The 10,658-nt window shown below is 63.0% G+C and carries 10 protein-coding genes and 4 pseudogenes; 13 read left to right on the top strand and 1 reads right to left on the bottom strand.

The genetic code is table 11. From position 1 onward, the window contains the following. The 7 genes and pseudogenes from VFA16_RS22245 to VFA16_RS22215 all read left to right on the top strand — a co-directional run. A partial coding sequence (locus VFA16_RS22245) for a SufD family Fe-S cluster assembly protein (protein WP_324969911.1) occupies nucleotides 1–253 on the top strand: 253 nt, incomplete at its 5' end. Then, on the top strand, nucleotides 250–1,449 hold the full coding sequence (gene sufD, locus VFA16_RS22240; protein WP_324969910.1) for a Fe-S cluster assembly protein SufD: 1,200 nt from the start codon (nucleotides 250–252) through the stop codon (nucleotides 1,447–1,449). The genes VFA16_RS22245 and sufD, both read left to right, overlap by 4 nt. Then, nucleotides 1,446–2,225 carry a Fe-S cluster assembly ATPase SufC gene (gene sufC, locus VFA16_RS22235; RefSeq protein WP_324969909.1) on the top strand — a complete coding sequence of 260 codons (780 nt, stop codon included), beginning with the start codon at nucleotides 1,446–1,448 and terminating at the stop codon, nucleotides 2,223–2,225. Before sufD ends, sufC begins: the two co-directional genes overlap by 4 nt. Beyond that, the gene (locus VFA16_RS22230; protein WP_324969914.1) at nucleotides 2,222–3,481 is read left to right on the top strand and encodes a cysteine desulfurase; all 1,260 of its coding nucleotides are present in this window, start codon (nucleotides 2,222–2,224) and stop codon (nucleotides 3,479–3,481) included. The genes sufC and VFA16_RS22230 overlap by 4 nt, the downstream gene beginning before the upstream one ends. After that, a complete protein-coding gene (gene sufU, locus VFA16_RS22225; protein WP_324969908.1) occupies nucleotides 3,478–3,966 on the top strand; it encodes a Fe-S cluster assembly sulfur transfer protein SufU in 489 nt (162 codons plus the stop codon). The genes VFA16_RS22230 and sufU overlap by 4 nt, the downstream gene beginning before the upstream one ends. Beyond that, nucleotides 3,941–4,288, top strand: a complete 348-nt coding sequence (locus VFA16_RS22220) for a metal-sulfur cluster assembly factor (RefSeq protein ID WP_083085919.1) — start codon at nucleotides 3,941–3,943, stop codon at nucleotides 4,286–4,288. Before sufU ends, VFA16_RS22220 begins: the two co-directional genes overlap by 26 nt. Before the next feature lie 259 nt (nucleotides 4,289–4,547). Then, nucleotides 4,548–5,147: pseudogene (locus VFA16_RS22215) on the top strand (dihydrodipicolinate reductase); the annotation flags it as partial. An 18-nt stretch (nucleotides 5,148–5,165) separates the two neighbouring features. On the opposite strand, the gene VFA16_RS22210 reads toward VFA16_RS22215, so the two are convergent. Further along, nucleotides 5,166–5,768 carry a TetR/AcrR family transcriptional regulator gene (locus VFA16_RS22210; RefSeq protein ID WP_324969907.1) on the bottom strand — a complete coding sequence of 201 codons (603 nt, stop codon included), beginning with the start codon at nucleotides 5,766–5,768 and terminating at the stop codon, nucleotides 5,166–5,168. A 202-nt stretch (nucleotides 5,769–5,970) separates the two neighbouring features. Here VFA16_RS22210 and VFA16_RS22205 point away from each other — a divergent pair, with 202 nt between their 5' ends. The 6 genes and pseudogenes from VFA16_RS22205 to VFA16_RS22180 all read left to right on the top strand — a co-directional run. Beyond that, nucleotides 5,971–6,759 carry an SDR family NAD(P)-dependent oxidoreductase gene (locus VFA16_RS22205; protein ID WP_324969906.1) on the top strand — a complete coding sequence of 263 codons (789 nt, stop codon included), beginning with the start codon at nucleotides 5,971–5,973 and terminating at the stop codon, nucleotides 6,757–6,759. 18 nt (nucleotides 6,760–6,777) lie between these two features. Further along, on the top strand, nucleotides 6,778–7,515 hold the full coding sequence (locus tag VFA16_RS22200) for a hypothetical protein (RefSeq protein ID WP_324969912.1): 738 nt from the start codon (nucleotides 6,778–6,780) through the stop codon (nucleotides 7,513–7,515). Nucleotides 7,516–7,986: 471 nt separating this feature from the next. Further along, nucleotides 7,987–9,497, top strand: a pseudogene (locus tag VFA16_RS22195) (nitric oxide reductase activation protein NorD). 23 nt (nucleotides 9,498–9,520) lie between these two features. Continuing rightward, nucleotides 9,521–10,326, top strand: a pseudogene (locus tag VFA16_RS22190) (CbbQ/NirQ/NorQ/GpvN family protein). Nucleotides 10,327–10,341: 15 nt separating this feature from the next. Next, nucleotides 10,342–10,470 carry a hypothetical protein gene (locus VFA16_RS22185; RefSeq protein WP_324969905.1) on the top strand — a complete coding sequence of 43 codons (129 nt, stop codon included), beginning with the start codon at nucleotides 10,342–10,344 and terminating at the stop codon, nucleotides 10,468–10,470. Then, nucleotides 10,464–10,658: pseudogene (locus VFA16_RS22180) on the top strand (hypothetical protein); the annotation flags it as partial. The gene VFA16_RS22185 and the pseudogene VFA16_RS22180, both read left to right, overlap by 7 nt.

Raw genomic sequence — 10,658 nt, 5'->3', positions numbered from 1 at the left:
GGTCAGCCGCAGCGACACCTACCCGTACGTCGACATCCGCGAGGACGACGTCACCATGGGGCATGAGGCCACCGTGTCCAAGGTGAGCGAGAACCAGCTCTTCTACCTGATGAGCCGCGGGCTCAGCGAGGACGAAGCGATGGCGATGATCGTGCGCGGCTTCGTCGAGCCGATCGCCAAAGAGCTGCCGATGGAATACGCGCTTGAGCTCAACCGGCTGATCGAGCTGCAGATGGAGGGTGCTGTCGGATGACGGCTCAAGACCTGACCGTCGAGGGATCGCCAGCAGGGTCGTCACTCACCGCACTGAATAAGGGAGAGCTGTTCGCGTCGTTCGACGTCGACGCCTTCGAAGTTCCCGGTGGGCGCGACGAGATCTGGCGATTCACTCCGCTGCGGCGGCTGCGTGGTCTGCACGACGGCTCCGCACCGGCGACCGGCAGCGCTCAGATCACTGTCAGCGAACAGCCAGGTATCACCGTGGAAACCGTGCGGCGCGGCGACCAGCGGCTCGGCCAAGGCGGCGTGCCGACCGATCGGGTTGCCGCGCAGGCTTTTTCGTCTTTCAACGCCGCGACGCTGGTGACGGTGGAACGCAGTGCGGCGCTTCAGACGCCGATTGAGATCGCGGTTACCGGTCCGGGTGAGGGAGCGACGGCCTACGGGCACCTGCAGATCCGGGTCGAGGAGCTCGCCGAGGCGGTTGTGGTGATCGACCAGCGGGGTAGCGGAACCTACGCCGACAACGTCGAATTCGTCGTCGGCGACGCCGCCCGCCTGACAGTAGTATCGGTCGCCGACTGGGCCGACGACGTCGTACACGTCAGCATGCACCACGCCGCGCTAGGCAAGGACGCGGTGTTACGCCATGTCGCCGTCACTCTCGGCGGTGATGTGGTGCGAATGACGGGCAGGGTGCGGTTCGATGCTCCCGGCGGTGACGCGGAGCTGTTGGGCCTGTACTTCGCCGACGACGGGCAGCACCTGGAGTCGCGGCTGTTGGTGGACCACGCCCAGCCTGACTGCAAGTCCAATGTGCTGTACAAAGGTGCGCTGCAAGGGAATCTGGACTCGGGCAAGCCCGATGCGCACACCGTGTGGGTGGGCGACGTGCTGATTCGCGCCCAGGCCACCGGCACCGACACCTTCGAGGTCAACCGCAACCTGGTGCTCACCGATGGTGCGCGCGCCGACTCGGTGCCCAACTTGGAGATCGAGACCGGCGAGATCGTCGGCGCTGGGCATGCCAGCGCCACCGGACGATTCGACGACGAGCAACTGTTCTACCTGCGTTCTCGCGGCATCTCCGAAGAGCAAGCGCGCCGGCTGGTGGTGCGCGGTTTCTTCGGCGAAATCATCGCCAAGATCGCAGTGCCCGAGGTGCGCGAGCGCCTAACCGCAGCCATCGAACACGAACTGGCCATCACGGAAAAGACTACAGCCTCATGACCACTCTGGAAATCAAAGATCTGCACGTCAGCGTCACCGACCTGTCGGATGGCGACCGCGAGATCCCGATCCTCAACGGGGTCAACTTGACCGTGAGTTCCGGCGAAACCCATGCGGTGATGGGCCCCAACGGCTCCGGCAAGTCCACGCTGTCATACGCCATTGCCGGTCACCCGAAGTACAAGGTGACGTCCGGGTCCATCACGCTCGATGGTCAGAACGTGCTGGACATGAGCATTGATGAACGTGCGCGAGCGGGCCTCTTTTTGGCCATGCAGTACCCGGTCGAGGTGCCAGGCGTGTCGATGTCGAATTTTCTGCGCAGCGCTGCCACCGCGGTCCGCGGCGAGGCGCCCAAGCTGCGGCACTGGGTCAAAGAAGTGAAGACCGCGATGGATGCCCTCGACATCGACCCGGCATTCGCCGAACGCAGTGTCAACGAAGGCTTTTCCGGTGGCGAGAAGAAGCGGCACGAGATCCTGCAACTCGGCTTGCTCAAGCCCAAGATCGCGATCCTCGACGAAACCGACTCCGGTCTGGACGTCGACGCACTGCGCGTGGTCAGCGAAGGCGTGAACCGCTACGCCGAAGAGGCGCATGGCGGCATCCTCTTGATCACCCATTACACCCGGATCCTGCGCTACATCCACCCGCAATTCGTCCACGTCTTCGTCGGCGGCAAGATCATCGAGTCGGGTGGACCGGAGCTGGCCGACGAACTCGAAGAGCAGGGTTACGTTCGCTTCACCCAGACGACGGCGGCCACGGGGGCCTGACCGTGGCTCCCCTGGACCTGACCGCGATCCGCGCCGACTTTCCGATCCTCAAGCGCGTGATGCGAGGCGGAAAACAGCTGGCCTACCTGGATTCCGGCGCTACGTCGCAGCGGCCCGTGCAGGTGCTCGACGCCGAGCGGGAGTTCGTGACCACCTCCAACGGCGCCGTGCACCGCGGCGCGCACCAGCTGATGGAGGAGGCCACCGACGCCTACGAGCAGGGCCGCGCCGACATCGCCGCGTTCGTCGGGGCCGACGCCGACGAGCTGGTGTTCACCAAGAACGCCACCGAGGCGCTCAACCTGGTGTCGTACACATTGGGTGACAAGCGCTTCGAGCACGCCGTGGGGCCAGGAGATGTCATCGTCACCACCGAGCTCGAACACCACGCCAACCTAGTGCCGTGGCAGGAACTGGCCCGGCGCACCGGCGCTACGCTGCGCTGGTACGGCATTACTTCTGAGGAAGGTGAAGCCGGTCGTATCGATCTCGCCTCGCTAAATCTCGACAAAAACGTCAAAGTAATTGCCTTCAGCCATCACTCGAATGTCACCGGCGCGCGGGCACCGGTATCCGAATTGGTCGCGCAAGCCCGCGACGTGGGTGCGCTGACCGTGCTGGACGCCTGCCAATCGGTGCCGCACGAGCCGGTCGACTTTCACAGGCTCGATGTCGACTTCGCTGCGTTCTCCGGACACAAGATGCTGGGGCCCAACGGCGTCGGTGTGCTCTACGGTCGCCGCGAACTGCTCGCCGCGATGCCGCCGTTTCTGACCGGCGGGTCGATGATCGAGAACGTGGCGATGGAGGCATCCACCTACGCCCCCCCGCCGCAACGCTTCGAGGCCGGCACTCCGATGACTTCGCAGGTCGTCGGATTGGCCGCGGCCGCACGCTACCTCGGCAACATCGGCATGGACGCCGTGGAAAACCACGAACGCCAGTTGACCGCCGCCGCGATCGAGGGTCTCTCCGGCATCGACGGCGTGCGGATCATCGGGCCGACATCGATGCACGACCGCGGATCACCGGTGTCTTTCGTGGTCGAGGGCGTCCACGCCCATGACGTCGGCCAGGTACTCGACGACGAGGGCATCGCCGTACGGGTCGGGCACCACTGTGCGCTGCCGCTGCACCGCCGCTTCGGCTTGGCAGCCACGGCCCGGGCATCATTTGCGTTGTACAACACCGTCGAAGAGGTCGACCGGTTGGTCGCCGGCGTGCGACGCGCTGTGGAGTTCTTCGGGGGAGCGTGACGGTGCGCCTGGAGCAGATCTATCAGGATGTGATCCTCGATCACTACAAACACCCACAACACCGTGGGCTGCGTGAACCGTTCGCGGCGGAAGTGCATCACGTCAACCCGATATGCGGCGACGAAGTCACGCTGCGCGTTGCGCTGTCCGACGATGGTGAACAGGTCGTCGACGTCTCCTACGACGGGCAAGGCTGTTCGATCAGCCAGGCATCGACCTCGGTGCTCACCGAGCAGGTGATCGGTCAAGACGTGGGCCAGGCGCTGAAGACGGTCACCGCGTTCACCGAAATGGTGTCGTCGCGCGGAACCATCGAGGGAAACCCGGATGTTCTCGGCGACGGTGTCGCGTTCGCCGGCGTGGCGAAATATCCGGCGCGGGTCAAATGCGCACTGCTGGGCTGGATGGCGTTCAAAGACGCGCTGGCACAGGCACTTTCAGACTTAGAGGAGGTTAACGATGAGCGAAACCGCAGCACCGGATAACGAATTGCTCGCCGACGTCGAGGAGGCGATGCGAGACGTCGTCGACCCAGAGTTGGGCATCAACGTTGTCGATTTGGGCCTGGTCTACGGCCTGAACGTCGAACACAGCGACGAGGGGACGGTTGCGCTGATCGACATGACGCTGACCTCACCGGCCTGCCCACTGACCGACGTCATCGAAGACCAGTCGCGCACCGCGCTGATCGGCGCAGGCCTGGTCGACGAGCTGCGCATCAACTGGGTGTGGAATCCCCCGTGGGGACCCGACAAGATCACCGACGACGGCCGCGAGCAACTGCGGGCGCTCGGCTTTACCGTTTAAACAGTGGCAGCCTTTCCACTGACTAAAGTCACCAAAAAGCATTGACATAGCTCACGAGCCGCTCCTACGCTGAGCGAGCGCTCAGCCGTCGTGGTTGCAGTGCGGGCGACCTGGCCCTTGCGCCGGCGTGATGTGTGCCGGTGGGAACGGCGCATTTGCCACACCGCAGCCACTGAAACGCGAGGAAGTGGCAGATGCCGTTCAAACCGCCGCCCGACCGCAGGTATCGCGTCATCCAGTGGGGCATCGGCAACGTCGGTACGGTCGCGCTCCCACCTTGAAGTACCTGGAGGAGATGGGCATGTGCAGCGATCCGGACACATTTCTGGCGGGCCCGAACCTCCTTGGCAACGCATGGCCGTTGTTCGCACAGTCGATGGCGATGGTCGTCGAAGGATTCGGCAAGACAGTGGACAGATACACCACGGCGGTGGAGTTGGGGACGGCGAAGCGAGACATCCCCTACGAAGGAGGGGAGACCAGCGACATGCCGGGCCTGAAAGGCGTGATCAAGAAGGGCACCGTCGCATCACAGCACCATACGTGGACGACGTGGGTAGACGATAAGCCCTTCATCACCTTCCACGAGATGTACACGATGGACCAATACGATGCCATCGAGCCGAAGCCGGACTGGGGCGGTCACTATCACTACCGTGTAGTGATCGAGGGCGATGAGCCTACGGAACTGATCCTGCAAGCGCCGCCGGACCCACAGGGCAACTACAGAAAGCCCGGTTACACCTGGACCGCAATGGGCCCGGCCAACACGATTCCAGCCGTCTGCGATGCCCCGCCGGGGGTTATCACCCACGTCGAGCTCGGGCTCATGCAGCTGCGCGGCGTCGTGCGCTCGTAGTCACGCTGCTGACTGCGGTCAAGAAGCTCCGATGCTGCGCAACGTCCTGGCCACGTAGTCCTCGAGCATGGCATCGCGGGTAGGCCACGCGTACGTGGTCGTCAACAGCGCGTACAGGCCCAGCAAGAAGAACACCGCGCTGTTCATCGGGTTGACGTCTGCAGCCACTACACCGTCTTCTTTCGCGCGCTCGATTTCGCGGGCGACCAAGACGATCACCGGGTGGTCTTTGCCCTCCTCTGCAGGCGGACGCGACTGCGAGAAATGCAGTGCCAGAAAGTCCTTGAACAACAACACACCGAGGCGACGTTCTAGGGCCAACACGAGCCGTACAGCTTCCTTGAGCACCGAACGAAGATCGCGCTGCGATTCGAGATAACGGCCGAGCTGGCTCGCAATACGGTGCTCTTCGCGTCGCTCCAATTCCAAGAGCACGTGTTCCTTCGTTGGAAAGTGAAAGAAGAACGTGCCGTGTGCGACTCCTGCGGCAGTCACAATCGCGCCTACATCGGCATCGGCCATTCCGGAGCGTTTGAACTCAGCGATGGCTGCGCCCAAGAGTCGCTCTCGCGTACGCAAACGCTTAGCGTCACGTCCCGACAACTTGTCCGTCGCTACCATCCCCGACTCATTTCCGCTGACCTGTTGTGGCCAACTGACGTTTCGACTCGACCACACAACAGTATGGCCCAGTCGAGGCCGATAGCCGCACACTACTCCGATGAGGCCCGTCCGAAACTGATTAGAGTCATTGACAGCGGCTGACCGAGGGTCTAAGAAGTTACGAAGCGATGCGTGCCGCAGCCGCCGGAGGGAAGTCTGAATGGCTCTGGAACAGTTCAAGCTGGATGGTCAGGTTGCCATCGTGACTCGCGCCGGGCGCGGCGTGGGTGCAGGTATCGCAAAAGTATTGGCGGAGGCCGGCGCTACCGTTGTCGGAACCGCGCGCACCTCCGAACAACTGGCACAGACGATCAAGGAAATCAAAGACGCCGGAGGCGACGGCCGCGCTATCACGGCCGACGCGATAAAGCGGTCGGACGGTGAGCGCGTCGTACAGACAACGATGGATGAATTCGGCCGGATCGACATCTTGGTCAACAACGTCGGCGGGTCAACCTACGCGCCGTTTCTGCAGATCACCGACGAAGACTTCCGGCACACCTTCGACTGGTGCGTCACCTCAGCGTTCATCATGAGCCAGCTGGCGGTACCCCACATGCTCGGCGTCGGGCAGGGGTCGATCATCAATATCTCCTCCGGCTCAGCGCGTTTCGGTATCCGGGCACTGGCTGCGTACTGCGTCGCGAAGGGCGCCCTGGAATCGCTGACTAGGGCTATGGCACAGGAGTTGGCGCCTAAGATCCGCGTCAACGCCATCGCGCTGGGATCGTTTATGACCGACGGGCTCCAGCAGGCCCTGGACATGGTGCCGGAAGCCGAGGTCAACATGAAAGAGCTCACGCCGCTACACCGATTCGGCGACGTGGCGGACATCGGCAGGCTTGCGGTGTATCTGTGTACGAAAAATTGCTACGCAACCAACGCCACTTTCCACGTCGACGGCGGCCTGCAAGGCAGGAACTCCCCGCTGGTCATTCCCGATCTCTGAAATCGTCGGTAGGTGCCCATGAATCTGCAGTCGCTGGCCGCGCGTCGTCGCCGCGTCGACAGGAACGCACCAAGCGCCGTAACCCCCAGCCCGTCCTACGACGAGCACTTGCAGGAATCACAGAATGCGCAGCGCCGCGCCGATAGGTGGCTCATCTCGGGCAGCCTGCTGATCGGCACTGCCGCCCTGGGTGTCTTTGGACTGCCGCTGTTTCTGCGCGGAGTCTGGCTGCTGCGGCGCGCGCAGCGGGACGGGCTCTCCGTGCGGCCGACGATCGTAACGCTGATCGGTTATCTGGTCATCATCGACGCGGCCATCAACACTGTGGGATGGGCCCTTGACATGGTGGCCAATCACACTTTGCTGGCGCGGGTGCTCCTCAATGGGTGGGGCAACATGTTCGACGCCGGCTATTTCTGGCACTACAACGAGCTGTGGATCGGCGGCGCGGCAGGCCCGGGCGAAAAGAGTTGGGAAATCGGGCTGATACTCACGGTGTTCACAATGCGGATTGCCGCGGGCATCGGGTTCTTGCAGATGAAGCGGTGGGGACACCAGTGGATGGTGATCACATGCTGGATGGGTGTGGTGATCTGGATCGGCTACGTATTCAACATGACGATGTATGCCGATGTGCGCTACGCGGGCGTCGTGTTCCCGGTGATTGGCTGGTGGCTCTACGACATCTTCTACATCACCCCATTCCTCGCAATCCCCTACCTGCACACGGTCAATCGCGAAATCTTCTCCGACTGACGGATTGATGACTGGACTCACTGACAGGTATCCATGCTCATTGTGGTTGCGGCGAGGACTGGCTAGCTGAAAAGCCGGCAGACAGGGCCTATTGCGATGCGGATCTTTAGCCGCGCGCGGCCCACTCGGTTGACTGAAGTCAATATATGGGATAGAAAGAGCGGACCATGACGCAACAGGTCAAGGCCTCGCTGCGGGACGCGCGTCGGCCGCGGACCGGGGAGCGCATCAAATGACTGTCTCGCGGTCGGTCCGCATCCTCACGATTCGTGCGCAAATCGGCGACAAGGAGACCCGGTAATGCTCTGGCTTTGGGAGATCGCTCGCTACGTTGCTGCCTGGGGCGGCACCGCGCTGATCATTTGGTTTTGGTACTGGATGTTCTCCAACATCGGCACGTTCTGACAGGCGACCGTGGTGCGATCCGCCGGCGTGCTGAAGGAGCTGCGGGCCGTGGTTGAGCCGGCCGGCATGTCCGCGATGACGATCGAGCGCAGCTGCGCCTTGACGGCCGTCGCCTTCAGCGAACGGCGCCGTGAAGGTGCGCGCTTGGTGACGGGTGCGAAACGCAGCTTTGGCTTGAACACGAGCCTGTCTATTGTGCACGTTCCCTACCCGCCAGTCGCCCACGACTGGACGCGACGAACCCTGACATGCGGTGTCGCGCTGCAATGCTCGCCGTCGAAGGATCGCCTCGCCGGATACCGGCTCGCTGAATTGACGGCGCGCGAACGGTGTGCGCTGACTCTAATCGAAGCGGGCGTTGCTCTCGGCTGGATTACCTCGAGGTGGCCTGGGCTATTGCCCGAGATGCGGCGCATGCTACCCGATCTCGAGATCGCCGACGTAGACATGGACGCGACAGTGATGCTCGATCGTGCCATCGAACTGGCGCGCACCCGGCAATCCTTGCCCGAACATCCGTTGCTGGGCACATTGCCGTCGACCTTCCGGGCGCCCCGCGGATTGGTCAGCGCGCTGCGCCGCTACGGCAGGATGCCGTGGACCACCACCCAGAAGCGCCGTCCACGTCCATACTCTGTGCCTGTCGGCGGAGACGGCGGGGTCCGCAACCCCAACTTGCCGCCTCCAAGCCGGCCCGACGACAATGACCTTGACATCATCCACAACGCACGCAAGGAATTCCGTATCCGAAGTGGAATGCGTGGACCAAGAGCTTCCTGCCCGATCACGTCGCGGTGGTCGAGCGCAGCCCGAGCGGTCATGCTAACCACTGCGCGCCGTTGTCCGCCGATCTTCGGAAATGGTTCGAAGAGCACACCCATCGCGCGATGACGAACGGACTTGAAGACGGCTGCGACCTTGATGTCGACCACTACGTGCGCCACTACATCGACATGATCACCGGCGAGGCGCGGGAACCACGGATCTTTAGCGAACTCTTACCCAGCAGCCGCGACGTCACCACTGCGCTTCTGCTGGACGGCAGTTCGTCGCTGGGCGTACACGGCGGCAGGATCTTTCAGCTCGAACTTCAGTGCGCTGATGCGTTGTCGCGCGCGATGACGAATGCCCGAGAGCGCCACGGAATCTTCGTCTTCACCGGCAACACCCGCCACTATGTCGAAGTCCGCTGCCTGAAGGACTTCCAGGACCGTCGGTTTGTGGCTCCCAGCGGGCTCGGCTTGACGACCCGCGGCTACACCAGGTTGGGCGCGCCAGTGCGTCACTTGACGAGCCGGCTGCTCGCGCAGCCGTCCGAACGGCGTCTGCTCATCGTGATCGGCGACGGACTGATCTCCGACGAAGGCTACGAGGGCTGCTATGCATGGGCCGATGTGGCGCACGCGGTCGAGGAAGCCAATCAGGCCGGAGTCTCGGTGTTCTACGTCGGCGTAGGGCCGACGCGCGTCGACCCACTGCCGGAAGTTTTCGGTCCACGTCGCTCCAGAAGGATCCGGCGCGTCGACGAACTTCCCCGCGTATTGGCCCACGTTCATCGAGAGTTGGTCGCCGCGTGACCGACTGCGACTTGAGGGACAAAATGACCACCGGTATCTACGTTGCCACCGGCAACGAAGTGCAGTTGTTCGAGCACGCGTATCACCACCGCATACCGGTCATGCTCACGGGCCCGACGGGGTGCGGAAAGACACGTTTCGTCGAGCACATGGGCGTGCGTCTGGAACGCCCGGTAGTGACGATCAGCTGCCACGACGATCTCACCAGCTCCGACCTGGTCGGCCGTTTCATGGTCAAGGGCGGCGACGTGCTATGGACCGACGGGCCACTGACGCGTGCAGTCAAAGCCGGCGCCATCTGCTACCTCGACGAGGTCGTAGAGGCGCGCCACGACTCGCTGGCCATCCTGCACTCACTGACCGATCACCGCCGCGCGCTATACCTGGACCGCTCCGGCGAAGTTGTCAGGGCGCCGGACTCGTTCATGCTCGTCTGTTCCTACAACCCGGCCTACCGCAGCTCACTCAAGGAGCTCAAGCCGTCGTTTCGCCAGCGGTTCGTCACCCTACCGATGCGCTACCTGCATCCGCAGCAGGAGGCGGAGGTGATTGTCGCCGAAGCCGGCATCAGCTGGGTGCCGCCATGCGACTTGTCGGCTGCGCCATCGCAATCCGTAACGCCGATGAAGTCTTCCACTTCGAGCCGCCGTCCACCCGCGTGCTGGTCACCGCGGCAAAGCTCATCGCCTCCGGAGCTGCCGAGATGGAGGCGGCCGAAGCATGCATCCTTGCGCCGCTGTCCACCGATGGAGCCATCAACGACGGGCTGCGTGAGGTCGCGGCCGCCAGCCTGCGCGACACAGATGGACCAAATCCGCCTTTGCTCTAGGGAAGGAAAGCCGATATGGATCAACAGGAACGCAAACGCAAGCGAGCGCTTATCGTCTTCCAATTGTTCATCTACGGCTATCTGCTCACGATGTTTCTGATTCAGCTCTACATGTCATTCGCCCGTGGGTGGTGGGAATTGTGAAGCCGGCCGCGACGACTATCCCTCCAAGCGGCTCTGCGAGTCTCGCGGACCACGAAGACGAATCGCGCCAGGCTCAGCGTCGAGCCGACAAGTGGATGATCGCGGGCGCCGCGTTGATGGGTATGTGGGCTCCTGGCCTACTCGGATTTCCGATTTTCATGCGCGGTGTTTGGCTGCAGCGTCAGGCG

The sequence above is a fragment of the Mycobacterium sp. genome, assembly GCF_035653355.1.
Classification (GTDB): domain Bacteria; phylum Actinomycetota; class Actinomycetes; order Mycobacteriales; family Mycobacteriaceae; genus Mycobacterium.
The sequence above is the reverse complement of the archived record's forward strand: the minus strand, read 5'-3'. Positions and strand labels throughout refer to the sequence as shown.

Coding starts and splice junctions, on each gene's coding strand:
- sufD (WP_324969910.1), top strand. CDS start 250: ATGACGGCTCAAGACCTGACCGTCGAGGGATCGCCAGCAGGGTCGTCA.
- sufC (WP_324969909.1), top strand. CDS start 1,446: ATGACCACTCTGGAAATCAAAGATCTGCACGTCAGCGTCACCGACCTG.
- VFA16_RS22220 (WP_083085919.1), top strand. CDS start 3,941: ATGAGCGAAACCGCAGCACCGGATAACGAATTGCTCGCCGACGTCGAG.
- VFA16_RS22210 (WP_324969907.1), bottom strand. CDS start 5,768: ATGGTAGCGACGGACAAGTTGTCGGGACGTGACGCTAAGCGTTTGCGT.
- VFA16_RS22205 (WP_324969906.1), top strand. CDS start 5,971: ATGGCTCTGGAACAGTTCAAGCTGGATGGTCAGGTTGCCATCGTGACT.
- VFA16_RS22200 (WP_324969912.1), top strand. CDS start 6,778: ATGAATCTGCAGTCGCTGGCCGCGCGTCGTCGCCGCGTCGACAGGAAC.
- VFA16_RS22185 (WP_324969905.1), top strand. CDS start 10,342: ATGGATCAACAGGAACGCAAACGCAAGCGAGCGCTTATCGTCTTCCAA.